The organism is Cryobacterium glucosi, from assembly GCF_004402235.1.
GTDB lineage: Bacteria > Actinomycetota > Actinomycetes > Actinomycetales > Microbacteriaceae > Cryobacterium > Cryobacterium glucosi.
In genome coordinates, this window is the sequence record NZ_SOFS01000009.1 from 13,424 (window position 1) to 37,687 (window position 24,264).

Genomic DNA, 24,264 nt, shown 5'->3' on the forward strand with positions numbered 1-24,264 from the left:
GGCTCGGAGCATGACCGAGACAATTCGCTGGGGAATCCTGGCCACAGGCGGCATCGCCCACGCATTCACGAGTGACCTCATCCTGGCCGGGCACACCGTCCAGGCCGTCGGCTCCCGGTCCCAGGCCGGGGCGGATGCCTTTGCGACCGAGTTCGGGATCCCCACGGCCCACGGAAGCTACGAGGCCCTCGCCGCGGACCCCGAGGTCGACATCGTCTACGTGTCGACCCCGCATCCGTTTCACGCCGCCAACGCGACGCTCGCCCTGAACAACGGCAAGCACGTGCTGATCGAGAAGCCGATCACCCTCAACGCGCGCGAGGCGAGGGAGATCACCGAACTCGCCGCGGAGAAGGGCCTGCTCGTGCTCGAGGGGATGTGGACCCGGTTCCTGCCGCACATGCGGCGAATCAGGGAGATCATCGCAGCGGGCACCCTCGGCGACGTGCACACCCTGATCGCCGACCACACCCAGGATCTCCCCGACGACCCCGGGCACCGGCTCAACTCGATGCAACTCGGCGGCGGTGCGCTCCTCGACCTCGGCGTGTACCCGATCACCTTCGCCTCCGAGCTCTTCGGCACGCCGGAGACCATCCTCGCCGCGGCGACCTTCAAGGCGACGGGAGCGGACGCCCAGGTAGCGACGACCTTCCGCTACCCCGGCGGCCAGATCGCCGTCACGCTCTCGGCGAGCGACACGGCCGGGACGAACACGGCCGTGATCCTGGGCACGCTCGGCCGGATCGAGATCGACGCGGTCTGGTACTCGCCGACGAGTTTCCGGGTGCTGAACAGCAGCGGCGAGGTGCTCGAATCGTACGTGTCTGCCGTGAACGGCCGCGGGATGCAATTCCAGGCGGTCGAAGCCGAGCGGGTCATCCGCGCCGGCCTCACCGAGAGCGACCTGCTCCCGGTCGCGGAGATGGTGAGCATCATGGAGACCCTCGACACAGTCCGGGAACGGATCGGACTGCGCTACCCGGGTGAATAGGCCGCTGACCAGCCGACGCTAGTGCTTCAGGCACGGTAGCCTGACCTCACAGGCAACCGCGACCCGGGGATGACCCCCGGCCGGACGGTACGGCAATCGAGAGCTCGGATCCAATGGAATTGCTGGTGCGGGAGGATCGCAGGCGAGGTGCAGCCACGCCACGGTCGGATGCCTGGCTCGTTTGGTCACTCATCGTGCTGGTGGCGGCGTCGGCGGTCCAGACCCTCGTCGCGGGTGTCGCAGGCGTTCGGACCCCGGTCGGCGACATCGTGGGGGTGCTGTCCTTCTCCGCGCCCATCGTTCTCTGCTGGATATCGGTCCATCGCGCCGCGGCGCGCCGGACCGAGTTGGTCCTCACTGCCCTAGCCCTGAGCGCCTATTCCCTGTCGGGCATTCTCTTCTCCCTAGTCTACCTGGTCTTCGCGGGCATTGCCTCCGACTCGCTGGCGATCCTTGCGACCGCGCTCTTCTTCTCGTTCTACCCGCTGGTGCTCGCGGCCCTCGCCGTCCTGGTCTACCGGCAGAAGGGGCGGCTGTCCTGGGGTGTGACTCTCGACAGCACCGTCGGCGCCCTCGGCGCGGCCTCCCTCGTCGTCGTCCTCCTCGGCCCGAGCATCGACAGGGCATTCGGGAGGCCGTTCTCGCTCGACTCGTTCGTCGCCGCCGTGAATCCCCTCCTGGACATCCTTGTTCTCGCCGCCCTCGCCGGTGTTGCCGCCTCACGGTCGATCAGTGCCGGGCGCAACTTGCTCATGCTGGTCGCGGGGCTGCTGCTCTTCGCCGCCGCCGACATCGGCTTCTCCCTCACCGGGATGACCATCGAGGGCAGTTACTCGACGGCGTCGCCTTTCGACCTCGGCTGGATCGCGGGCCTCGCACTGATGGCCCTGTGGGCGCACCGCTCGGCCAGGCCCGTGCCGCCGGCGCCGGCCGTCCGCGACACGGCCGTGATGCGCTGGGCGCTCTCCCTCCCTGTCCTGGCTACGACCGCGGGACTCGTCGTCCTCCTGATCGCGAGCGAGATCGAGGTCTCCCCGCTCGCCATCTCCCTCGCGGCAGGGGCCGTGGTCCTCTCCGCAGCCCGCACGACGCTCGCGTTCCGTGAACTGCGGCGGATGGGCGACATGCGCAGGCAGGCCAGGACGGACGACCTCACCGGGCTGCCCAACCGGCGCGCCCTCTACTCCGAGGTGCCGTTGAGCCTCACCTCCGGTGCCAACCGGGCCCTGCTGCTCCTCGACCTGGACCGCTTCAAAGAGGTCAACGACAGCCTCGGGCACGATGTCGGGGACGAACTGCTTGTGCAGGTCGGGACTCGCCTCACGAGCCATGTCCGGGGGACCGACCTCGTCGCCCGGCTCGGCGGCGATGAATTCGCGATCCTGCTCGCCGACGCCGGGGAGGCGGAGGCCGTGATCGTGGCGGGGACGCTCAGGGAAGCCCTCGCCCGGCCGTACCTGCTCGAAGGAATCACCCTGCAGACCACGGTCAGCATCGGCATCGCCCTCTATCCCGGCCAGGCCCTCGACCTGACCGGCCTCCTCCGCAAAGCCGACATGGCCATGTACAAGGCGAAGGCAAGCCGCAGCGGTCACCGGGTCTACGACACGAGCGACGACAGCCACGGCGCCGCCCGGCTTCGCACCCTCCAGGAGCTGCGCGTGGCCCTGGCCGAGCGGCAGCTGGAGCTCTACTACCAGCCCAAAGTCGACCTCGCGACCGGGGCCGTGCGCGGTGTCGAGTCGCTCGTGCGCTGGAACCACCCGGTGCGCGGACTCGTCCAGCCCGGTGACTTCCTGAGCATCGTCGAAGAGGCCGGTCTGATGAACGCGATGACCGAACAGGTGCTCGACATGGCCCTCGACCAGGCCGCCGTCTGGCATTCCCGCGGTGCCGACCTGACCGTCGCCGTCAACCTGACGGCGAGCGCGCTCGTCGACGCGGAACTGCCGGAGCGGACCGCGGCGATGCTCGCGGACCGCGGCCTGCCGGCATCCGCCCTCATCCTCGAGATCACCGAGGAATTCCTGCTCGAGGACCGCGCCCGGACCACCGCGATCCTGACCCGGCTGCGGGCGGGGGGCATCCGCATCGCCATCGACGACTTCGGGACGGGATACAGCTCGCTCGCGTACCTGCGCGACCTGCCGGTCGACGAACTCAAGCTCGACCGGTCGATCGTGTCGCCGATGAAGGACGACCCGCGCGCGGCCGCCCTCGTCTCCTCGACGATCGAACTGGCGCACAGCCTCGGGCTCACGATGGTGGCCGAGGGTGTCGAGGACGCCGAGGTCTACGCCGACCTGGCCCGGTACGGCTGCGACGAGGCCCAGGGCTTCCACATGTCCCGGCCGATGCCAGCCGGCGAACTCGACAGGTGGCTCGCAGAACGTCGACTCGCCCTCACGGCGTCACCGTGACGGCCGTCGTGACGCCGCGCCGCCAGGGCCTGGACCGCTGGATGCTCTGGGCGCTCTGGCTGATCATCGCGGCGCACGTGGCGAGCCTCGTGCTGCGGGCACCGGCGGACTACGTCTCCTCCGCGTTCATCCTGCTCGGGGTGCTCGCCGCCGCCGCGCCCCTCATCGTCTGCTGGGTGGCGGTCGCGCGCACCCGGTCGAATCGACTGCAGGCCAGGCTCGCCGCCTCGGCCGTGACCGTGTTCGTGATTGGCAATGGCTTCTTCGCGGCCGCCGACCTGCCGGCCGGGGACTGGGTGCCGGTGCTGGCCGCCCTCGCCCAGCTCTGCTACCTCGCCTTCTACCCGCTGATGCTCGCCGCCCTGTTCACCGTCGTGCGGCACCAGTTGCGGAGCCTTTCCCTCGCGATCGCGCTGGACTGCGTCGTCGGCGGTCTCGGCGCCGCCGCTGTCGTGTCCGCCGTGCTCGGGCCCGTGCTCGCGGTCGGCGCCCAGGGGCCGCCGTCCATTTCCACCTTTGTGGGCATCGCGAGTCCCGTGCTCGACCTCGTCATCGTCGCAGCGGTCGTCGCGATCGCGGCGTCACCGATCCTGATGGCAGGCCAGAGCTGGATCCTGCTCGTGGGCGGGCTGCTCTCGTTCGCCGCGGGGGACATCCTCTTCGCGTTGGGCAAGCTCAACGGCACCTACGTGGTCGGCCACTGGCTCGACGCCGGCTGGTCGATCGGACTCGCGCTCGTCGCGACGTGGCTGCGCACGGCAGCGACCCCGGACACGGACGACGAGGGCACGGGCGACGGAGGCACGGCCGAACGCGGCACGGATGCAGCAGACCGGCCGGGCGCCTCGGCGAGCGGATCCGGCGTGCTCGCGGTCCCTGTCGTCGCGACGATCGCAGGTCTCGCCGTCCTCCTGGTTTCGAGCAGGCACGGAGAGTCACAGGTGACGGTGGGGCTCGCCGCCGCCACCCTCGTCGTCTCGTCAGCCCGCACGGTCATCGCATTCCGGGAACTCGGCCGGATGGGCGATCTCGCCAGGCTGGCCCGCAGCGACGACCTCACCGGGCTCCCGAACCGGCGGGCCCTCTACGCCGAAGTGCCCGCCCGGCTGGCCCTCGGCGGGCGCAATGCCCTGCTCCTGCTCGACCTGGACCGGTTCAAGGAGGTCAACGACAGTCTCGGGCACGACGTCGGGGACGTGCTCCTCGTACAGGTTGGCCTGCGGATCGGCGCCCAGCTCGGCGCGGACGACCTCCTCGTGCGGCTCGGCGGCGACGAATTCGCGATCTTCCTCCGCGACTCCGGCCGGGAAGAGGCCGAAGTCGTCGCGATGAAGGTGCAATCCGCCCTCGCGGCACCGCACACGCTCGAAGGCATCTCGCTGCAGTCGAGCGCGAGCATCGGGATCGCGCTGAGCCCCGAGCACGGCGAGAGCCTCGGCATCCTGATGCGCAAGGCCGACATGGCGATGTACCGGGCCAAGGTGCGGCGCGGCGGACATCGCGTGTACCACCCGGTCGACGACAGCCATGGCGACACCCGGCTGCGCACCCTCGAGGAATTGCGCGCGGCGCTTGTGACCAACCAGCTGGTGCTGCACTACCAGCCGAAGGTCGAACTCTCCGGCGGGGAGGTGCGCGGGGTTGAGGCCCTCGTGCGCTGGAACCATCCGAAACGCGGCCTGCTCTACCCGAGCGAATTCCTCGAACTCGTCGAGGACGCCGGCCTGATGCAGACGCTGACGGAGCGGGTCCTCGAACTCGCATTCGACCAGGCCGCGGTGTGGCACCGTCGCGGCGAGAGGCTCACGATCGCGGTCAACCTCGCGGCGAGTTCGCTCCTCGACTCCGGCCTGCCTGAACGGGTCGGCGTCATGCTCACCGCGCGGGACCTCCCGGCGACTGCCCTCATGTTCGAGATCACCGAGGCGTTCCTACTCGACGATCGCGGCCGGGCGAGCGACATCCTCGGGAGACTGCGTGCCCGCGGCATCCGCATCGCCGTCGACGACTTCGGCGTGGGTTACAGCTCGCTCGCCTACCTCCGCGAACTCCCGATCGACGAGCTCAAGCTCGACCGCTCGTTCGTGGCGCCGCTGAACGGTGACAAGCGCGCCGCCGCAGTGGTGTCGTCGAGCATCCACCTCGCCCACAGCCTGGGGCTGCGGATGGTGGCCGAGGGGGTCGAGGACGCCGAGGCGTACGCGCAGCTCGCGCGGTTCGGTTGCGACCAGGCCCAGGGCTACCACGTGTCTCCGCCGGTGCCCGCCGCCGTTCTCGACGAGTGGCTGGCCGCGCGCCTCACAGCGGACGCAGGTACAGTACAGGCGTGAACGATCAGGACAGCACCGCGCCGCAGGGTCCAGGAGCCCAGGACGCCGCCCCGCATCGCCCCGGAGTGAGCGGCCCCGGAGCGGCCGGGATCGCCGGGTTCCTCGCCCGGCACCGCACCGCTTCCTGGGCCTTGTCCTGGGCCGTTGCCTTCGCCCTGCTCGGCAGCGGCGCCGTCGTCGCCGGCGCGTCCACGCGCGCCTCCGCGCCGGTCTCCCTCCCGGTCACGGACTCCGCGACCCCGACGCCCACCCCGACCCCGACGCCCACGCCGATCCCCGTGCGCCCGGTTCCCGGAGCGATCGTCCCCGCGAGCCACCTGCGCACGTGTTCCGTCGCCGCACTGTCCACCGACTCCCGCCTCGGCAGCTTCCAGTCCCAGGTCGTGAACGCGACGACGGGCGAGGTCCTCTTCGACCGGGGCGGCAGCACGCCCTCGCGCACCGCGAGCGTGCTCAAGGTCCTCACCTCCGCCGCGGCGCTGAGCGTTCTCGGCTCCGACTACCGGGCGACGACGACGGTCGTGAAGGGCGCGGAACCCGGTTCACTCGTGCTCGTCGGCGGCGGGGACCTGACCCTTTCCCGGCTGCCCAGCGGGGCGGAGTCGACCTATACCGGAGCGGCACACCTCGACACCCTCGCCGTGCAGGCCGTCGCGGCGTGGCAAGCCGACCCCGCGACCGCGAACGTCCCGATCACCTCCCTCGTGCTCGACTCCTCCCTGTTCGGAGACCCGGCGTGGGACCCCAGCTGGAACCGCAAGGAACTCACCGACGGGTACATGCCCGAGATCACCGCCCTGCAGGTCGACGGCGACAGAGACAACCCGAAGCAGAGCACCTCCGCCCGCAGCAGCGACCCGATCGGGCGCGCCGGGCAGGCATTCGCCGACCTTCTCGGCAGCAGCGTCACGGTCACCCGTGGCACGGCGCCGGCCGGGGCAACCCAGCTCGCATCGGTCCAGTCGCAGCCGGTGTCGACACTGATCAAGCAGGCGCTCATCGTCTCGGACAACACCATCGCCGAGATGCTCGCGCGGCTCGTCGCGGTCAAGTCCGGCGCGGGCAACACCTTCTCGGCACTCAAGAAATCGACGGTCGCCGGGCTGCAGACGTATGGAATCGACACGACCGGCATCGTCATCGCCGACGGCTCCGGCCTGAGCGACAACAATGCCGTTCCACCGTCGTACCTGACCAAGCTGTTCATCAAGATCAACGCACGCGAGGGCGATCTCGGGGTCATCTTCGACGGACTGCCCGTCGCCGGCGGCAAGACCGGTTCCCTCTCTTACAGCGACCGGTTCACCGGCAAGAACGCGGACGCCGACGGTTCCGTGTTCGCGAAGACCGGCTGGATCGACACCGGGTACACCCTCGCCGGCATCATCCACGCCGCGGACGGGACTCCGCTCACCTTCGTCGTTTACGCGCTCGGTGATGTGGGTGATAATGCGAAGCAGGCGATCGACACCATCACGGCGGCGTTCTATCGCTGCGGAAACAACCTCTCTAATACCTAGCGTCTCACGCAGGCGCAGAACCCAGAACGGAGCACCGTGGCCAGGGCCTTGTTCATCATCGACGTGCAGAACGACTTCACGGAGGGCGGCGCCCTGGGGGTTGACGGCGGGGCAGCCGTGGCCGCGGGCATCAGCAGACTGCTGGCGGAGCATCCGCTGCACTACGACTATGTCTTCGCCTCGCGCGACTGGCACAACGCGGCGGGCGACAACGGTGGCCACTTCGCCGCGGCGGGCGCAGAGCCCGACTACACCGGCACCTGGCCGGTTCACTGCGTCGCGGACACTCCCGGCGCCGACTACCACCGGGATCTCGCGCTACCGGCCGGGACCGTGCATATCCGCAAGGGACAGGGCGAACCGGGGTACTCGATCTTCGCCGGCGTCGACGAGTCGGGCGCGCGCACGGCAGAGGTGCTGATCGAGCACGCGGTGACGGATGTCGACATCGTCGGAATCGCGACCGATCACTGTGTGCGGGCCTCGGGTCTCGATGCGCTCGAGCACGGCCAGCGGGTGCGCGTGCTCACCGACCTCATGGCCGGCGTCGACCCGGACGCGAGTGCTGCAGCCCTCGCCGAGCTGGCGTACGCCGGCGCCACCCTGACCACCGCAGCGGACCTCGCGACCGCCTAGCACCTGTTCCGCCACCCTCGTGGCCCGGCAACTGTTGCCGATGGGGACACCTGTTGCCCGCCCACCGGGAACTGTTGTCCATATCGGCCACAGTTTTGGCCGCGGGTGCATCCGGATGCGGGGTACCACCCGAAGTGGGGGTGGGAGGCAATGCTGCCTCCCACCACCACGACAAGCAGGAGGTAACCATGCGCAAAATTCTAGCCGTAGGCGCCGCAGCCGGTGTACTCGTAGCTCTCGCAGGATTCGGGCCGGCGTACGCCGGGGACGGGGGGCACGGTCACGGTTCCGGTGACAACGGGCCCGCCGAATTGACCGTGTTCCACGGTATCCCCGGGGTCACCGTCGACGTCTATGTCGACGGAGCCCTCACGCTCGACAACTTCACGCCGGGCTCCTTCTCGGACACCCTGTCCCTGGACCCCGGCACCTACTCGGTCGCGATCACCGCTGCCGCCGCAGCGGATGCGAGCAACCCGGTGATCGGCCCTGTCGACCTCACCCTCGAGAGCGGCGACAACTACACCGCCGTGGCTCACCTCACCGAGGCAGGGACGCCGACGGCCACCCTGTTCACGAACAACCCCGACCCGGTTGGCAAGGGTGAAGGCCGGCTCACGGTCCGTCACGTTGCGGCAGCGCCGTCCGTCGACGTGCTCGCGAACGGTGCCGCGGCCATCACCGACCTCACCAACCCCGACGAGGTCGAACTCACCCTCCCCACGGGGACGATCTCGGCGGCCGTCGCCGCGACGGGCACCACCGACCCGCTCCTCGGGCCGGCCGATGTCTCGATTGCGAAGCGCACGAACACCATCGTGTACGCCTACGGCAGCCTCGCCGACGGAACCCTGGCGCTCGCCGTGCAGACGGTTCCACTCGAGAAGGGCCACAGGCACTGACCGCCGGCACTGACCTCCGGCACTGACCGCCGGCACTGAAAAGTCAGCGGCCGGCTCGAGCGGACCGGCCTGCGCAGACACCCACTGCGCAGGCCGGTCTCCGTCCGTCCGAAGCCGGGCGCTCATTCTCCTCGAGGAATTCTTTCCTGCCGCTGCATCCGAAATGGCATCTGAACAGGAAGTAAGGGTAAGAAGCAGCTCACCCCCACCGTAGGAGGACATGATGCACGCGACACACAGCACAGAATTCAAAGCTTCACTCACCGCCTCTCTCACGGCCGCTTCGATCGGAGCGCTCGTCATTTTCGGTGGTCTCGCCCCCGCCAGCGCCGCCACGGATGATGCGAAACTGTCGGTATTTCACGGCGTCCCCGGACTCACCGTCGATGTCTACATCAACAACAAACTGACGATTGACAACTTCAAACCGGGTGACATGGCCGGTCCCCTCGACCTCCCCGCCGGCACCTATTCGGTCGCCATCACGCCCTCCGACGCAGCAGATGCGAGCAAACCCGCGATCGGCCCGGTCGACCTCAAGCTCGAGGCGGGTATGAACTACACTGCAGTCGCGCACCTCGGAGCAGACGCGAAGCCCACGGCGACCCTGTTCACCAACGACACGTCCATGATTGCCGCCGGCTCTGGCCGCCTCGTCGTGCGGCACGTCGCCGCGGCGCCCGCTGTCGACGTCCTGGCGAATGGCGCGGTCGCGATCTCGAACCTTTCCAATCCGAAGGAGTCGGTCCTGACGATTCCCGCGGGCACGATCTCGGCCGTCGTTGCGGCCACCGGCACCACGGCACCCGTGATCGGCCCGGCCGATGTGAAGGTGGCCGAGGGAGTCGACACGATCGTCTACGCCTGGGGCAGCCTCGCCGATAAGAGCCTCGCTGTCGCCGTGCAGACGGTCGCGGGCATGAACTCCGACCCCAACGGCATTCCCGCCGGTGAGGCCGGTCTCGTCGCGACCAACCGGCCGGCGGACACGACCCCGTTCTGGCTCGCCGGCATCGCCGTGCTGCTGCTCGGCCTCGGGTCGGCCAGCTTCCTCGGACTCCGCCGAGTGCGTCGCTGAGCGCGCGAACGAGGACTGAGGGAGAACGATGAGAGCCACGGCGGGCAAAATCGGGATGCTTGCTGTGGCCCTTGTCCTGCTCTCCGCAGCTGCCCTGATGCTGATGCTGATGCTGAGCGGATGCGGGAGCACGTCCGTCGCGGGGAGCCTTGCCGGTGCGCCGATGCAGCTCCCCGCGACGGGCGCTTCTGCGCTTCCAGAATCGTCTGCACTCCCCGAACCGTCCGCAGCCGCGCCGATACCTCCCGCTCCGACGGCGACTCCGCTCCCTCCGGCGGTGCCACTCGTCACCGGGGTGAGCGCCGACATCCGCTCGGTGCAGGGCGTGGCACTGGTCGCACCGGTGCGGATCAGGATCGAGGCGCTCGGGATCGATATGGGTATCGAAGCCGTCGGACTCGGCGACACCGGCGGCATGGGCCTGCCGAAGAATCCGGCGATCGCCGCCTGGTACCAGTTCGGTCCGGCCCCGGCCAGTTCGTCCGGCGCGACCGTGATCGCCGCGCACGTCGACTCCCTCGAATACGACATCGGTCCGTTCTCCCGGCTCGCGACGGCGCCGGCCGGCACGGACATCGTGCTCTTTCTGGCGGATGGCGGTGAACGGCGCTACCGCGTCGAGTCCGTGGCCCTCACCCTGAAGCCCGATGTACCCTGGCCGGCGGTCTTCGACCGGACCGGGCCCGCCCGCCTCACCCTCGTCACCTGCGGTGGCGAATTCGACTACACGGCACGTCGGTACCTCTCGAACGTGATCGTTTCCGCGATGCCGGTTCCCTGATGAGCGGGATTGGCTATGCTGTCGCCGACGACGTCCGGCGCGACGCTCCCCGCAGGGACCGACGATGACCGGCAATCACATCACCCTGACAGTTGGGAGGCGACGAGACCCCGTGACCGTACCCATCGATGACGTCGACCACGTGCGACTTGCCGCCGCGTTCCAAGCGGGGGATGAACGTGCCCTTGCCGAGGCCTACGCACGGTGGTCGTCGCTCGTCTACACGATCGCGGTGCGGTCGCTCGGAGATCCCGGCGAAGCGGAGGACGTGACGCAGACGGTCTTCATCGCGGCCTGGCGCGGACGGGACAACTACAATCCCGAGCGGGCGCGGCTCCCCGCCTGGATCGTTGGGATCACCCGACACACCGTCGCGGACACCCATGAGGCACGATCAAGGCGCCGCCGGATCGAGCAGGCCGTTGCGGGCGAACTGCGGACGACCTCCGTCGACGACTCGGTTGACGTCGCCGACCGGGTGATGTTCGCCGAAGAGTTGCAGCGGCTCCCGCCCGTCCCGCAACGTGTCATGCAACTCGCGTTCTATGCTGACCTCACGCACGCGCAGATCGCCGCGATGCTCGATTTGCCGCTGGGAACGGTCAAGAGCCACATCCGCCGAAGCCTTGGCCGCCTGCGAGCCCGATTGGAGGCCGAAGATGACACATATTGACCGCGACGACCTCGCACTCATCGCCCTCGCGGAATTCGACCTCACCGAGGCGGAACGCGTGCACCTCTCGGTGTGCCCGCAGTGCGCGCTCGAGTTGATCTCCCTGCAGCACACCGCCTCGGTCGGCAGGTCCGCCCGGCACATCAGCCTGACCGAGCCCGCGGGCTCCGTATGGGCGGGCATCCACTCAACTCTCAGCCTCAGCGGCGCTGTCGGTGCACAACCGAGGCTCCGTGACTTCGTGCGCCCTGCGGATGCAGAGGCTGCCGGTGTCGTCTATGACGTGTACGACGCCTCCGACAACTCCGAGGGGTGCGACGTTTCCGAGCGGTATGACGTGTCCGATGGGTACGACGGGTACAAGGTCTCCGACGCGTCCGCCGCGTCCGATGCCTCCGAGGTCTCGGACCTTTTTCCGGGCAGTCGGGAGGCATCCGCGGGGGATCCCGCAATTAAGGTGCCTGCCCGGCCGGTCGCGGCCCTGCCGGTGCCCGTGGCAGAGTTGCCCGTTTCGCCGTCGCCGCCCCCCGCTGCGCAGCCGGCGACCCCCCGCGTTTCCGACTCGCCTGCCCGGCTGCGGCCTCGCCGACGTGTGAGGTCCACGACCCGAACCTGGGTGCGGGTCCTCATCGCCGCGGCGGCGAGCCTGGCGCTGCTCCTCGCCGGGTTCGGCGCCGCCCGCTGGGCCGACGCACTCCGCCCGCCCGCGACGGCGCCCATCACCTTCGAGGCCCAGCTCACGCCCTTCCCCGGCTGGAAGGCGAGCGGCAGTGCGGCGGTCGAGGTGACTCCCGGCGGTCATCGCGAGGTCGTCGTCGACCTCACCGGTCTCGCCGTCGCAACCGCGGCGGCCCCCCTCCGCGAAGTCTGGCTGATCAAGGCGGATGCGTCCGGCCTGATCAGCATCGGCCTGCTCGACGGGAACATCGGCCACTTCGATATCCCGGACGGCGTCGACCTCGCCCAGTACCCGCTCGTCGACGTTTCGGCGGAACCCGACAACGGAAACCCGGCTCACTCAGGAAATTCGATCGTGCGCGGAGAGCTGCACGCTATGTGAGCGCGGCCGCCCGCGGATAGGCTGGATGACGCAGAGCAGCAGACACTCGCGACAGGGAGACACTATGACGAACGTCACCGAAGCCGAACTTCTCCGGATGGTTCCGAAGGAACTCTTCATCAACGGGGAGTGGGTGCCCGCGCGTGACGGGGCGACGCTCGACGTCGTCGACCCGGCCACCGGGCTCGTCATCGCCTCGATCGCCGACGCCGGGGTCGCCGACGGCGCAGCAGCCCTCGACGCCGCCGTCGACGCCCAGGACAGCTGGGCGGCGACCCCACCCCGGGTACGCGGTGAGATCCTTCGGCGCGCCTTCGACCTGATGCAGGAGCGCAAGCAGGAGTTCGCGCTCCTGATGACGATCGAGATGGGCAAGCCGCTCGCCGAGGCCTACGGCGAGGTCGCGTACGGCGGCGAATTCCTGCGCTGGTTCAGCGAAGAGGCCGTGCGCATCAGCGGCCGGTACGGCACCAACCCCGAGGGCACCGGACGGATGCTGGTGTCCCAGCACCCGGTCGGCCCCTGCTTCCTGATCACGCCCTGGAACTTCCCGCTCGCCATGGCCACCCGCAAGATCGCCCCCGCGCTCGCCGCCGGCTGCACCGTCGTTGTGAAGCCGGCGTCGCTGACCCCGCTCATGACCCTGTACTTCGCCAAGCTCCTCGCCGAGGTCGGGCTCCCCGCCGGTGTGCTCAACGTCATCACGACCTCGCGTTCCGGCGCGGTATCCGACCCGATCATCGCCGACCCGCGGCTGCGCAAGCTCAGCTTCACCGGTTCGACGGCCGTCGGCCGCCGAATGATCGGCCAGGCCGGCCAGGGCGTGCTGCGCACCTCGATGGAACTCGGCGGGAACGCGCCGTTCATCGTCTTCGCCGACGCCGACCTCGACAAGGCCATCGACGGCGCGATCGCGGCGAAATTCCGCAACGTCGGGCAGGCATGCACGGCCGCCAACCGGTTCATCGTGCAGGCGTCCGTCGCGGAGGAGTTCGCCCGCCGGGTCACCGAGCGGGTGCAGGACTTCGTCGTGGGTCGCGGCACCGCAGAGGGCGTGAACATCGGACCGCTGATCAACGCCGGGGCCGTGGAGAAGGCATCCACCCTGGTGCAGGACGCCCTCGAGCGCGGCGCGAGACTGCTCACCGGCGGCGACTCGATCGAAGGCGCCGGCACCTTCTTCGAGCCGACCGTGCTGGCCGGGGTCGCGCCGGGCAGTGACATCCTGCGCGAGGAGATCTTCGGGCCGGTGCTCGCGATCGCGACCTTCGACGAGGAGGACGACGCAGTGCGGCTCGCCAACGACACCGAGTTCGGGCTGGTCAGCTACGTCTTCACCCGGGACCTTGCCCGCGGGCAACGCATGGTCGAACGCCTGCAGACCGGGATGATGGGGCTCAACATCGGCGTGATCTCGAACGCGGCCGCACCGTTCGGCGGGGTCAAGCAATCCGGCCTCGGGCGCGAGGGCGGCCCGGAGGGCATCCAGGAGTACCTCTCGACCAAATACACGATGACCCCGGACCCCTTCGCCGACTAGCACCTGCCGGCTCGTAGACTGAACGGATGCCCGTCACCCCGATCACCGACCTCGACGACCCGAGACTCGTCGACTACGCCCACGTCACCGACGTTGCCCTCAAGAAGGCCCGCGGCACCGAGCACGGCCTGTACATCGCCGAGTCTGCGCTCGTGCTCGAGCGGGCGCTGCGTGCCGGCCACCGGCCACGCTCCGTGCTCGCGCTCGGCAACACGGTCGACGAGGCGCGCGCGCTCGTCGGCGAGGACGTGCCGGTGTTCGTCGGGCCAGGGGAGCTCCTCGCCGAGCTGACCGGGTACATCCTGCACCGCGGTCTGATCGCGGCGATGAACCGGCCGGTCCTGCCGGACGCCGATAGCCTGCTCGCCGGAGCCCGGCGCATCGTGATCCTCGAGAACGTGTCAGACCCCACCAACGTCGGCGCCATCTTCCGCTCCGCCGGCGCGATCGGGGCGGATGCGATCCTCGTCACGCCGCGCTGCTCCGACCCGTTCTACCGCCGCGCCATCCGCGTCTCGATGGGGACGGTGCTGCAGGTGCCGTGGACCCGCGTCGGCGACTGGACGAGCACCCGCGCCCTGCTGTCGAGGCACGGTTTCCACGTCGCCGCGCTCGCCCTCCGGGCGGATGCCGTCAGCCTCCGTGACGTGCAGTCTCGCGATCACGAGAAGCTCGCCCTGCTGCTCGGCGCCGAGGGCGACGGCCTCACCGAGGACGCCCTCGCCGCAGCGGACAGTGTCGTGCAGATCCCGATGAAGCACGGCGTCGACTCCCTCAACGTGGCCGCGGCGAGCGCCGTCGCGATGTGGGCGCTCTCGGCCTGACCCGCGCCGCGCATCCGCCCGCCCGTTGCTCGCGGAGCCCTGCGCCGCGCCAACGCCGGCGGGCCCCGGCGGCGCGGCATAGGCCTAGGCTGTCGGCATGAGCAACGAGGCCGTGATCATCGATGTCGTGCGTACCCCGTCCGGGCGGGGCAAGCCGAATGGAGCGCTGTCGGGGGTGCACCCGGCGGACCTGCTCGCCGGGGTGCTCGCCGAGCTGGTCCGCCGGAATGACCTCGACCCCGCGCTCGTCGACGACGTGATTGGGGGCTGCGTCACGCAGTCGGGCGAGCAAGGTTACAACGTGACCCGCACCGCGCTGCTCAGCGCGGGATTCCCGGAGTCCGTGCCGGGCACGACGATCGACCGGCAGTGCGGTTCCAGCCAGCAGGCGGCGACCTTCGCCGCCCAGGGCGTGATCGCCGGCAGTTACGACATCGTGATCGCGTGCGGAGTCGAGTCGATGAGCCGGGTTCCGCTTGGTTCCTCGCTGCGTCCGGGCCAGGACCCGTCCGGCCGGCTCCTGCTTGAGCGCTACCCGAACGGTCTCGTCGGCCAGGGCGTCTCCGCCGAGCTGATCACCCGCCGCTGGGGCCTCAGCCGCGCCGAACTCGACGAGTACGCTGCCCGTTCGCATCGGCTCGCAGCGGATGCGACCGGCCGTGGAGACTTCGACCGCGCCCTCGTCCCGGTCCGGCTCCCCGACGGCTCCTCCGTCACGGGCGACGAGACCGTCCGTCCCGGCACCACGGCGGCGGGCCTCGCCGCATTGCCGCCGGCGTTCCGCACCGATGCCCTCGCGGCCCGGTTCCCCGACCTCGACTGGCTGACCACCGCGGGCAACTCGTCCCCGCTCACCGACGGCGCCTCCGCCGTGCTGATCATGAGCGCTGCGCGCGCCGCCCAGCTCGGCTGCACGCCGCGGGCGCGGTTCGACAGCTTCGCCATCACGGGGAGCGACCCTCTCCTGATGCTCACCGGCGTGATCCCGGCAACCCGGCGCATCCTCGCCCGCTCCGGCCTCGATCTCGACGACCTCGACGCCTACGAGGTCAACGAGGCTTTCGCGTGCGTTCCGCTCGTCTGGGCGCGCGAACTCGGCGCCGATCCCGCACGCCTCAACCCGGACGGCGGCGCGATCGCCCTCGGCCACGCGCTCGGTTCCTCCGGCACCCGACTGCTCGGCACCCTCCTCGGCACCCTCGAGCGCACCGGTGGCCGCTTCGGCCTGCAGACCATGTGCGAGGGCGGCGGCATGGCCAACGCGACGATCATCGAAAGGCTCTGAGATGCGCATCGACGGATGCTCCGCACTGGTCACCGGAGCCGCCTCCGGCCTCGGGCTGGCTACCGTCACCGCCCTGCACGCGGCGGGGGCAGCAGTCGTGCTGCTCGACCTGCCGGGAGCACCCGGGGCCGCGATCGTGGCCGCCCTCGGCGACCGGACGCGCTTCGTGGCCGGCGACGTCACGAGCGTGGGCGATGTGCACAGCGCCGTCGAGGCGGCGGTGTCGATGGCGCCGCTGCGGATCGTCGTGACGTGCGCGGGAATCGCGCCGGCGGAACGCACCGTCGGGAGGGACGGCCCGCTCCCGCTCGACGACTTCGAGCGGGTGATCCGGGTGAACCTCACCGGGACGTTCAACGTGATCCGGCTCGCGGCCGCCGCGATGCTCGCCGCCGAGCCGATCGACGAGATGGCCATCGGCCTCGGCGCCGGCTCTGGCGCAGGTGCTGGAGCCGGGGGAGGCGGGACCGCCGAGCGGGGCGTCATCGTGACGACGGCATCCGTCGCAGCTTTCGACGGACAGGTCGGGCAAGCGGCATACGCGGCCTCGAAGGGCGGGGTCGCGGCGATGACGCTGCCGCTCGCCCGGGAGTTCGCGCGCTCCCTGATCCGGGTCGTGTCGATCGCGCCCGGCGTCTTCGACACCGCGATGCTGCAGGGCATGCCTGCTGCGGTGCGGGAGTCGCTCGCCGCGCAGGTTCCGCACCCGGCCCGGCTCGGCGACCCGAGCGAGTTCGCCGCGCTCGTGCGGCACATCGTGGAGAACCCGATGCTCAACGGCGAGACGATCCGGCTCGATGGCGGAATCCGGATGCCGCCCCGCTGAGCCCGCGCGACCTGGCCTACTCGGTGTGGTTGACCTTCCGCTGCGGGGAGCCTGCCGCCCAGCGCTCCGCGGAATCCGTCGCGAGCCCGGCGATCTCGTCCTGGCGGTGCACGATCGTCTCGGCGGCCGCGATCCGCTCCGTCAGGGCCGGCAGTGTGACGCCCGCGAGCAGCGCCGAGAGCTGCGCCTCATACTCGATCCGATAGTTCTCGGTGCCCTCGGTCAGCGAACTCAGCAGCGCCGCGTACTCGATGCGCGCCTCGCGGGCGGTGGCCTGCTCGGTCTGGGTATTCAGCTCGAAGAACTTCGTGCGCGCCCGGTTCTCGGAGATGAGGGCGGCGCGATAGTTCGGACCCGTGCTCTTCTGACCGGTCTTCACGCGCAGCTCGGTGGCCCTGGCCAGGATCTCCCTGGCCCGGTCCCGTTCGGCGCGCAGGATCTGAGAACCCGTGACCGTGCCGGCGTAGTTCGCCACGATCGGCGCGCCCGGCGCGGGCGCCATCGGCGCACGCGCTGACCGGGTCAGGGGCGCCTGGGGTGCGCGCTGTGCGGCGAGGTGTGCGGCAGACTCCGCGGCGGACCGCACCGTCGACACCGGTTCCGGTTCCGGCGGCGCGGGCAGTCGCGACGGGCCGGCCAGTGGCACGTGGAGCGGCACGTTGATCGCTTGCGCTGCGGCGGCCCGTGCGGCCGCGGCCTGTGCTGCGGATGCCTGCGCCGCGGATGCCTGTGCTGCGGCGGCTTGCGCGGCTGCGGCTTCTTCTGCCGCGGCTTGTGCTTCGGCGTGTGCGGCGGCGGCTTGCGCCCGGGCGGCCTGCTCGATTGCGGCTTGAGCTGCCTCGGCCTGCTCAACCGCACGGTGTGCTGCAGCTTGTGCTGCAGCGGTTTGCACGGCGGCGGCGTGCGCTGCCTCGGCCTGTGCCGTCTCGGCTTCCGCGGCGGCGGCCTGCGCCGCGGCCGCCTGGGCGACCGCGGTCTCTGCGGCTGCGGCAAGCGCGGCAGCGGCAGCGGATGCACTGGGTCGCGGCGGCGGTGCAGCGACCGGTTGTGCGGCGGCCGGCGGCGCGGCCGCAAACGATGCGGCGATCGGCGGCGCGGTAGTAAACGGTGCGACAACCGGCAGTCCGGTGACCGGCGGCGCGGCCTGGAGCGCGGCGGGCAGAAGAACAACCGGCACCGCAACGGGTGCGGTCACAGCCGTACCCACGCCCGGATAACCGGCTTCCCGCGGCTGGACGGCCCGGGCCACGAAGTCGGGGACGACCTCGGTGCTGCCGTCGCCGCGCTTGAGCACCCAGTTCACGTTGTCCCGGCCGCTCACCGTGGGCACTGAGATCTGGGCGACGTCGACAAAGGCCTGTTGGGCGTAGTACTCCGCGTTGGACAGCACGCCCTTGCCCGGAGACACCCGCGCGTTCATGTGCCGGCTGAACCGGCTGCGCTCGGCGGCGCTCAGGAGCGCCGGGTTGAAGGTGATCGCTGCGCTGCGCCCGAGCCGGACGACGGGAGAGGTCCCGGTCGCGGGTTGGCTTGCGCGCGCGGCCGGCGGATTCTTCCCCGCGGTGCGTGCGGCGGAGCGCTGGCTGCGGCGCAGCAGGGCCTCGCGTTCCACGTCACGGAAATCGCCTGTGGCACTCATCCGAGAACTCCCGCTCGGACGTCGGTGTACGTCGGCAGCTTGTCGAAGGCTTCGGGTATCGGTGTATCGGGTGTCGGGTGGGTCACGGCGGGTCCGCGTTTCTCGCTTCGACGTCACCTCTTCGTCGGGGTGCTCAGCCGACAGGGGTTTCGGGACCGTGTGTCGGCAGTCGAACGGAGGGGACCGGTCCGCAGCGAGGGCTGCGAGGGGTCCGGCACCGTCTGGAAAATCGAATCAGCCGCTGGGGCGAACGACAGACCTTCCGACGAATGGTTACGTAGTGATAAATGGGTATGGTCGGCCGTGCGACGGACCCCGGAACAGGGGGGGAAATCACACGCCCACACATACCCTAGCTGCGCCGACAGCCTCACCGCCAGACATTGCGGCGGGTTAAGCCGCCGCGGGCTGCTGCTGGGTGATGCAGTGGATGCCTCCGCCGCGGGCGAAGAGCGGCCGCGCGTCCACGGTCACAACCTTCCGCCCCGGGTAGGCGTTCTCGAGGATCGACCTGGCCGCGGCATCCGCCCGGGGTTCGCCGAAGCCGCACGCGATGACGCCGCCGTTGACGACGAGGTGGTTCACGTAGCTGTAGTCGACGAAGCCCTCGGCGTCGGAGAGCCGGGCGGGCGCGGGCAGGTCAATGATCGTCCAGGGCCGGCTAGCGGCATCCGTCGACGCGGCGAGCCCCGCGCGCAGCTCCCGGGTCACACTGTAGTCGGGATGCGCCGGGTCGTTCTGGGCGTGCACCAGGAGCGTGCCGGGCGCGGGGATCGCGGCGACGATGTCGACGTGCCCGCGGGTGCCGAAGCGGGCCTGGTCGCGGGTGAGGCCGCGCGGCAGCCAGATCACGTGCGTCGCCCCGATCGTGCGGGCGAGTTCGGCCTCGACCCTGGCCCGGTCCGCCTGCGGGTTCCGGCAGGGGTCGAGCTGCACGGTCTCGGTGACGATTACGGTGCCCTCGCCGTCGACCTGGATGCCGCCGCCCTCGTTGACGAGCAGCGAGGACACCGGTCTCGCCCCGGCCGCGCGGGTCACGATCCCGGCGATGTCGGCGTCGCGGCCCCAGGTCGCCCAGTCCTGGCCGCCCCAGCCGTTGAAGATCCAGTCGACGGCGCCGAGCCGCCCGGCCGGATCGAGCACGAAGGTCGGCCCGATGTCGCGCATCCAGGCATCGTCGAGCGGGGCCTCGAGTACGTCGACGCCGGCGGAGAGGTGCCGCGCGGCGGCGGCCCGCGCGTCGCGTGCGCCGGTCCCGCCGGCGCTCCCGGGGTCGACGACCATGGTCACCGGCTCGAACTCGAGCACCGCGTGCGCGACGGCCGCCCAGGTGCTGCGCGCATCCTCCGCCTCAGCCGCCGTGTCGCCGAGCGTGTAGCCGTCGGAGGGGAAGGCCATCCAGACCCGCTCCTGCAACGCGGTCTCCGCGGGCATCCGCCAGGTCATGCGCGGGCCGCCGCGCCCGCGCCCGCGCTCGAGTCCGCGTCCGCACCGAACGGATGCCCCTGCTCGACCGGGGTGGTCAGGCGTCCGTAGCTGTCGGGCCGGCGCGTTCCCAGGAACGGGAACAGGGCCAGCCACTCGGCCCGCTGGGCGAGATCGAGGTCGGCCACGAGCACGGCCGACTTGTCGCGGGGGGCCTGGACCAGCATCCGCCCGTAGGGGTCGGAGATGAACGAGGAGCCGTAGAAGGTCAGGTCGCCCTCATCGCCCCAGCGGTTCGGGACGACCATGAACAGGCCGCTCGTGATACCGTTGCCGACGATGACGTGCTGCCAGATCGGCTGGGTGTCGAATGCCGGGAAGCCCGGCTCGGAGCCGATCGCAGTCGGATAGGCGAGGATCTGCGCCCCCGCAAGGCCGTAGAGGCGCGAGACCTCGGGGAACCACTCGTCCCAGCAGGTCGGCATGCCGATGCGGGCGCCGTCGAGTTCGGCCGGGGCATAGACGGGGTACGCATTCTCCGGCGGCCCGGGGCGGAAGTAGGTGTCCTCGTAGTAGCCCTCGGTCACGGGGATGTGCAGCTTGCGGGTGCGGCCGAGCAGCTCGCCGGAGGGGGAGACGATGATCGCGGTGTTGTAGCCGCGCGGGTCGCCGGGCTGGTCGGCCGGGTCCGGCCGCTCGAACAGCGAGGCGTGCACGACGACGCCGTGCGCGCGGGCCTGCTCGGCGGCGAAGGCGAAGGTCGGGCCGGTGAAGAGGTCCTCGGCGTCGAGCTTGGGCACGCCGGTCGCACGACGGTTGCCCGGGTACTTGCGGAGGGTCAGTTCCGGGAGGAACACGATCCGCGCCCCCGCGGCGGCGGCAAGGCGGATGCCCTCTGCGAGTTCGGCGCGGAGGGTCGCGTCGTCCGCGTGCCAGCGGTGCTGCACGAGCCCGACCCGGAGCGGGGCGGGGGTGGGTGCGGCGTCGGCGACCCGGGTCAGCGGCGGGGCGGCGGGGGCGATGATGAGCTGCAAGGCGTCTCCTGGGGTGCCGGCAACGGCGGTCGAAGAAAGGATAGGGAGCCAGTTGATCACTTGATCAATAAGCCCGAGGCATAACTATATACACTGAGGTGCGATGTCAACCCTTCCGAGCCGAGTCAAGCGCAAGTCCGGTCCCGAGCGCGCCGCCGAGATCGCGCGCACGGCCCGCGAGATCGCCCGCTACGACGGTCTCGACGCCATCACGCTCCGCGCGATCGCGGCCCGGATCGGTGTCACACCCGCCCTGGTCAGCCACTACGAACCGAGCACGGAGGGCCTCGTCGCGACGACCTTCGGCTCGATCGCCGGCGCAGAGCTCGCGGAGATCACGAAGGAGCTCTCCGCTCTCCCGAGTTCCGTCGAGGCGCTGCGCGCGCTGATCGACACACTCCTGGGCCCCGATCGCAGTGCCGTGACGACCGTATGGCTCGACGCCTGGAGCGTCGGGCGCCGCAACATCGCCCTTGCCCGTGAGGTCGGCGTGCAGATGGATGCCTGGCAGGCGTTCCTCGTGGCCCTCCTGAACCGGGGCTGCGCGCGCGGCGAGTTCGCCGTCGCCGACAGCGGCGCCCTGGCCTGGCAGCTCCTCGCGATCATCGACGGCATCAACGCGCACGCCGTCGTGCGCTACGGCGACGCCCGCGGCCAGCGCGACCTCGTGCGCACCGTCGCAGAGCACGAACTCGGTCTCCCGCCGGGCACCCTCTCTGCCGCACCCGCCTGACGCACTCGCTCCGGCGCATCCGCTCTCCGCAACTGGGTCGGAACGTACATGTCGGCATCCGTTGCATCCGCTGCCAGACACGACGACTCCCACCGGGTACGCTCGCCCCGCGGTCAGGACGCGATGGTGAAGAGCCCCGCGATACCGACGAGGAACAGGCAGAGCACCGGGAGGAAGGCATTTCCTCCAAAGATGTCACTCATGGCGACGTTGTCGTCGCCCTGTTTGATGGACTGCAGACCGGTGGAGAGCTCGGGCAGCGAGGTCGCCAGGGCCAGGATCGTGGCACCGAAGATGATTCCAGAGACTCCCAGCTGGTTCGCCGCCGCATCGCCGGACAACTCCAGAACGACGCCGGCGACGAGCGTCGCCAATGCCGAGACTGCGAAGATCGCTCCGGCCCTTCCGGTGCTCATTTTTGTGCCGCCGTTGAGGAGCCATTCTCCGTTACATTGTGGCGAACGCGCGCGGCGCACTCAATCGGCTTCCGCCTCCGCCTTCTCACCGTGCGAGACGATATCGCCGTCCGTGAAGAGGATGCCCTGAGCGATTTCTCGCCATTTCGGCTTTGCGCGGAGCAGGAACTCCAGTTCCATACTGAAATGTTTGTACTCTTCGCCGAGCGAATCCTCCATGATGGCGCGGGCGGCGGAATCCTGCTCAACGGCTATGCGTTGTTCATACCAGCCGATTGCTTCGGCTTCTTCGGAGAGGCTTGCGCACATCCTGGCGAACGTACGCACCTCGGCAGACAACTCCTGAGGCGGCTCGTGATACTGGTCTGTCGGCATGTTCTCTTCCTTTTCTGTCGGAAACGGCCCGACTAATCGCAGCGTAGGCCCTGATCCGGTGCGGGCGTAAGAACGCGAGACCACCGTGGAAGGTGGCGTTGCTTCGAAACATGGAATCCCCACACACATACTCGACCCAGCCGGACGCCAAAACACCATCCGATCACGGGGCCGCGTGGGCCTCGAGGAATTCGTAGACCTCGGTGTCGTCGACGCCGGGGAAGGTGCCGCTCGGCAGGGGCGAGAGCACGTGCGCGTGCAGGCGGGCGCTCGGCCAGGCGTGACCGGCCCAGTGCGCGGCCAGGTCGGAGGCCGGCCGGCGGCAGCAGGACTCGTCCGGGCAGCGCGACACGGCTCGCTGCACGGTCTCGCGTCCGCGGAACCACTTGGCGTGCACGAACGGCACCCCGACGCTGATCGAGAATTCGCCGCCATCCGCCGCCCCGGTCTGGGTGGCCGACCAGAAGGTGCCGGCCGGAGTGTCGGTGTACTGGTAGAACTCGGTCGTGCGGTTGGTATGCGTGAAGGCGCTGCGGGCACTCCACTGCTTGCAGACGAACTGGCCTTCGATCGAACCGGTTACGTCGACCGGCAGCGGCAGGCCGTCGTTCTCGTAGCCCTTCTGCAGGGCGCCGTCGCCGGTGACCCTGAGGAAGTGAAGCGGCATGTCCAGGTGCGAGGTGGCGAGGTTGGTCAGGCGGAGGGCCGCGGCCTCGTGGGTCACGCCGAACGCGTCGCGGAAATCCTCGACCGAGAGCTCGCGCTCGCGTTTCGCGCGCGCGAGGAACGCGACGGACGCGGCAGGCGGCATCAGGCACGCGGCCGCGAAGTAGTTGATCTGCAGCCTCTGCCAGAGGAACTCTGCGTAGCTCGCCGGGCGTTCGTGCCCGAGCAGCCGGTGCCCCATCGCCTGGAGCGCCATCGACCGCAGCCCGTGCCCGCCGGGGATCGACGCCGGCGGCAGGTAGATCCGGTGGTTGACGAGGTCGGTCACCGAGCGGGTCGAGTTCGGCAGGTCGTTGACATAGATCAGGCTGAAGCCGAGCTGCTCGGCCATCACGCTCACCTCGCGGTGCGTGAGTGCTCCGGAGACGTGACCGGACGCCCGCACCCGGTCCTCGGCGAGCTCCTCGATGTCGGGCATGTAGTTGTTCTGCTCGCGCATGAGCTCGCGCAGCTCCGTGTTCGCCCGCCGGGCCTCCTCCGGCGTCGCGATCGCCTCGCTCGCGCGCCGCGCAAGCTCACGGTGCAACCCGATGAGCGACTCGAGGGCAGTGACCGGCATGCCCTTGGTGACCTTGACCTCGGGCAGGCCGAGCGCACCGTAGAGCGGGTTCTTCTGCGCCCGCGCGAGCTCGATCTCGAGCGCGGCCCGCCGGTTCGGCGCCTCGCCGTTGAGCAGGTCGGCGATCGGGACGCCGAGCACGGTCGCGACGTCCTGCAGGATCGACAATTTCGGTTCCCGCCGGCCGTTTTCGATGAGCGACAGCTGGCTGCCTGCGAGTCCGACCTTTTCGCCGAGCTGGTCGAGGGTGAGGCCGCGCTCGCCGCGATAGTGGCGGATGCGCAGGCCCAGGGTGACGAGATCAGAGGCTCGAGTCGACATTCCTTAACAATATCTAAAGAAGCGCGATTCTTAAAATGAGTTTTTTGATCCAGGAGGGAAGATTGCGCGCATTCTGGTTCTGCAGCACAGAGTTACGGACGCCCGACGACAAGCCGCGCGGATGCATCGATCACGACCGCAGGCATCCGCTGCACACCCCATACCGA

21 protein-coding genes are annotated in these 24,264 nt (G+C 69.9%); 15 read left to right on the forward strand and 6 right to left on the reverse strand.

Annotated features, from left to right (window positions below; genetic code table 11):
- Positions 1-10 precede the first annotated feature (10 nt).
- From E3O46_RS02490 to E3O46_RS02555, 14 genes are all read left to right on the forward strand, one after another.
- Positions 11-994, forward strand: a complete 984-nt coding sequence (locus tag E3O46_RS02490; protein WP_134447076.1) for a Gfo/Idh/MocA family protein — start codon at positions 11-13, stop codon at positions 992-994.
- Positions 995-1,119: 125 nt separating this feature from the next.
- The gene (locus E3O46_RS02495; protein ID WP_166787291.1) at positions 1,120-3,414 is read left to right on the forward strand and encodes a putative bifunctional diguanylate cyclase/phosphodiesterase; all 2,295 of its coding nucleotides are present in this window, start codon (positions 1,120-1,122) and stop codon (positions 3,412-3,414) included.
- Positions 3,411-5,744 carry a putative bifunctional diguanylate cyclase/phosphodiesterase gene (locus E3O46_RS02500; RefSeq protein ID WP_134447080.1) on the forward strand — a complete coding sequence of 778 codons (2,334 nt, stop codon included), beginning with the start codon at positions 3,411-3,413 and terminating at the stop codon, positions 5,742-5,744. Before E3O46_RS02495 ends, E3O46_RS02500 begins: the two co-directional genes overlap by 4 nt.
- On the forward strand, positions 5,741-7,264 hold the full coding sequence (dacB, locus tag E3O46_RS02505; RefSeq protein WP_241975373.1) for a D-alanyl-D-alanine carboxypeptidase/D-alanyl-D-alanine endopeptidase: 1,524 nt from the start codon (positions 5,741-5,743) through the stop codon (positions 7,262-7,264). Before E3O46_RS02500 ends, dacB begins: the two co-directional genes overlap by 4 nt.
- A gap of 36 nt (positions 7,265-7,300) precedes the next feature.
- Positions 7,301-7,900: an isochorismatase family protein gene (locus E3O46_RS02510; RefSeq protein ID WP_134447084.1), complete on the forward strand. Its 600-nt coding sequence runs from the start codon at positions 7,301-7,303 to the stop codon at positions 7,898-7,900.
- A gap of 188 nt (positions 7,901-8,088) precedes the next feature.
- Positions 8,089-8,802 (forward strand): DUF4397 domain-containing protein, encoded by a 714-nt coding sequence (locus tag E3O46_RS02515; protein ID WP_134447086.1) that lies wholly within the window; start codon positions 8,089-8,091, stop codon positions 8,800-8,802.
- A gap of 223 nt (positions 8,803-9,025) precedes the next feature.
- Positions 9,026-9,880, forward strand: coding sequence for a DUF4397 domain-containing protein (locus tag E3O46_RS02520; protein WP_134447123.1), 855 nt, complete (start codon positions 9,026-9,028; stop codon positions 9,878-9,880).
- 28 nt (positions 9,881-9,908) lie between these two features.
- The gene (locus E3O46_RS02525; RefSeq protein WP_134447088.1) at positions 9,909-10,661 is read left to right on the forward strand and encodes a class F sortase; all 753 of its coding nucleotides are present in this window, start codon (positions 9,909-9,911) and stop codon (positions 10,659-10,661) included.
- 112 nt (positions 10,662-10,773) lie between these two features.
- The gene (locus tag E3O46_RS02530; protein WP_241975372.1) at positions 10,774-11,334 is read left to right on the forward strand and encodes an RNA polymerase sigma factor; all 561 of its coding nucleotides are present in this window, start codon (positions 10,774-10,776) and stop codon (positions 11,332-11,334) included.
- Positions 11,321-12,394 carry an anti-sigma factor domain-containing protein gene (locus tag E3O46_RS02535; RefSeq protein ID WP_134561045.1) on the forward strand — a complete coding sequence of 358 codons (1,074 nt, stop codon included), beginning with the start codon at positions 11,321-11,323 and terminating at the stop codon, positions 12,392-12,394. Before E3O46_RS02530 ends, E3O46_RS02535 begins: the two co-directional genes overlap by 14 nt.
- Before the next feature lie 64 nt (positions 12,395-12,458).
- Positions 12,459-13,934 carry an NAD-dependent succinate-semialdehyde dehydrogenase gene (locus tag E3O46_RS02540; RefSeq protein WP_134561046.1) on the forward strand — a complete coding sequence of 492 codons (1,476 nt, stop codon included), beginning with the start codon at positions 12,459-12,461 and terminating at the stop codon, positions 13,932-13,934.
- A 26-nt stretch (positions 13,935-13,960) separates the two neighbouring features.
- Positions 13,961-14,758 (forward strand): TrmH family RNA methyltransferase, encoded by a 798-nt coding sequence (locus tag E3O46_RS02545; RefSeq protein WP_134447095.1) that lies wholly within the window; start codon positions 13,961-13,963, stop codon positions 14,756-14,758.
- A 97-nt stretch (positions 14,759-14,855) separates the two neighbouring features.
- On the forward strand, positions 14,856-16,043 hold the full coding sequence (locus E3O46_RS02550) for a thiolase family protein (RefSeq protein WP_134447097.1): 1,188 nt from the start codon (positions 14,856-14,858) through the stop codon (positions 16,041-16,043).
- A 1-nt stretch (position 16,044) separates the two neighbouring features.
- On the forward strand, positions 16,045-16,869 hold the full coding sequence (locus E3O46_RS02555; RefSeq protein ID WP_134447099.1) for an SDR family NAD(P)-dependent oxidoreductase: 825 nt from the start codon (positions 16,045-16,047) through the stop codon (positions 16,867-16,869).
- Positions 16,870-16,885: 16 nt separating this feature from the next.
- Here the strand turns inward: E3O46_RS02555 and E3O46_RS02560 are convergent, their stop codons facing one another.
- The 3 genes from E3O46_RS02560 to E3O46_RS02570 form a co-directional block, all read right to left on the reverse strand.
- Complete coding sequence (locus E3O46_RS02560; protein WP_134447101.1) at positions 16,886-18,508, reverse strand: hypothetical protein; 1,623 nt, start codon at positions 18,506-18,508, stop codon at positions 16,886-16,888.
- A 393-nt stretch (positions 18,509-18,901) separates the two neighbouring features.
- Positions 18,902-19,954, reverse strand: a complete 1,053-nt coding sequence (locus E3O46_RS02565; protein WP_134447103.1) for an agmatine deiminase family protein — start codon at positions 19,952-19,954, stop codon at positions 18,902-18,904.
- The gene (locus E3O46_RS02570; protein WP_198413429.1) at positions 19,951-20,967 is read right to left on the reverse strand and encodes a nitrilase-related carbon-nitrogen hydrolase; all 1,017 of its coding nucleotides are present in this window, start codon (positions 20,965-20,967) and stop codon (positions 19,951-19,953) included. Before E3O46_RS02570 ends, E3O46_RS02565 begins: the two co-directional genes overlap by 4 nt.
- Before the next feature lie 103 nt (positions 20,968-21,070).
- On the opposite strand from E3O46_RS02570, the gene E3O46_RS02575 reads away from it, so the two are divergent.
- Positions 21,071-21,700 (forward strand): TetR/AcrR family transcriptional regulator, encoded by a 630-nt coding sequence (locus E3O46_RS02575; protein WP_134447105.1) that lies wholly within the window; start codon positions 21,071-21,073, stop codon positions 21,698-21,700.
- 113 nt (positions 21,701-21,813) lie between these two features.
- Here E3O46_RS02575 and E3O46_RS02580 read toward each other — a convergent pair whose 3' ends face one another.
- From E3O46_RS02580 to E3O46_RS02590, 3 genes are all read right to left on the reverse strand, one after another.
- The gene (locus E3O46_RS02580; RefSeq protein WP_134561047.1) at positions 21,814-22,116 is read right to left on the reverse strand and encodes a hypothetical protein; all 303 of its coding nucleotides are present in this window, start codon (positions 22,114-22,116) and stop codon (positions 21,814-21,816) included.
- A 60-nt stretch (positions 22,117-22,176) separates the two neighbouring features.
- Positions 22,177-22,491, reverse strand: a complete 315-nt coding sequence (locus E3O46_RS02585; RefSeq protein ID WP_134447109.1) for a ferritin family protein — start codon at positions 22,489-22,491, stop codon at positions 22,177-22,179.
- 163 nt (positions 22,492-22,654) lie between these two features.
- A complete protein-coding gene (locus E3O46_RS02590) occupies positions 22,655-24,097 on the reverse strand; it encodes a helix-turn-helix domain-containing protein (RefSeq protein ID WP_134447111.1) in 1,443 nt (480 codons plus the stop codon).
- Positions 24,098-24,264: the final 167 nt, after the last annotated feature.

Coding starts and splice junctions, on each gene's coding strand:
- E3O46_RS02490 (WP_134447076.1), top strand. CDS start 11: ATGACCGAGACAATTCGCTGGGGAATCCTGGCCACAGGCGGCATCGCC.
- E3O46_RS02515 (WP_134447086.1), top strand. CDS start 8,089: ATGCGCAAAATTCTAGCCGTAGGCGCCGCAGCCGGTGTACTCGTAGCT.
- E3O46_RS02520 (WP_134447123.1), top strand. CDS start 9,026: ATGCACGCGACACACAGCACAGAATTCAAAGCTTCACTCACCGCCTCT.
- E3O46_RS02525 (WP_134447088.1), top strand. CDS start 9,909: ATGAGAGCCACGGCGGGCAAAATCGGGATGCTTGCTGTGGCCCTTGTC.
- E3O46_RS02535 (WP_134561045.1), top strand. CDS start 11,321: ATGACACATATTGACCGCGACGACCTCGCACTCATCGCCCTCGCGGAA.
- E3O46_RS02540 (WP_134561046.1), top strand. CDS start 12,459: ATGACGAACGTCACCGAAGCCGAACTTCTCCGGATGGTTCCGAAGGAA.
- E3O46_RS02545 (WP_134447095.1), top strand. CDS start 13,961: ATGCCCGTCACCCCGATCACCGACCTCGACGACCCGAGACTCGTCGAC.
- E3O46_RS02550 (WP_134447097.1), top strand. CDS start 14,856: ATGAGCAACGAGGCCGTGATCATCGATGTCGTGCGTACCCCGTCCGGG.
- E3O46_RS02555 (WP_134447099.1), top strand. CDS start 16,045: ATGCGCATCGACGGATGCTCCGCACTGGTCACCGGAGCCGCCTCCGGC.
- E3O46_RS02560 (WP_134447101.1), bottom strand. CDS start 18,508: ATGAGTGCCACAGGCGATTTCCGTGACGTGGAACGCGAGGCCCTGCTG.
- E3O46_RS02565 (WP_134447103.1), bottom strand. CDS start 19,954: ATGACCTGGCGGATGCCCGCGGAGACCGCGTTGCAGGAGCGGGTCTGG.
- E3O46_RS02575 (WP_134447105.1), top strand. CDS start 21,071: ATGTCAACCCTTCCGAGCCGAGTCAAGCGCAAGTCCGGTCCCGAGCGC.
- E3O46_RS02580 (WP_134561047.1), bottom strand. CDS start 22,116: ATGAGCACCGGAAGGGCCGGAGCGATCTTCGCAGTCTCGGCATTGGCG.
- E3O46_RS02585 (WP_134447109.1), bottom strand. CDS start 22,491: ATGCCGACAGACCAGTATCACGAGCCGCCTCAGGAGTTGTCTGCCGAG.
- E3O46_RS02590 (WP_134447111.1), bottom strand. CDS start 24,097: ATGTCGACTCGAGCCTCTGATCTCGTCACCCTGGGCCTGCGCATCCGC.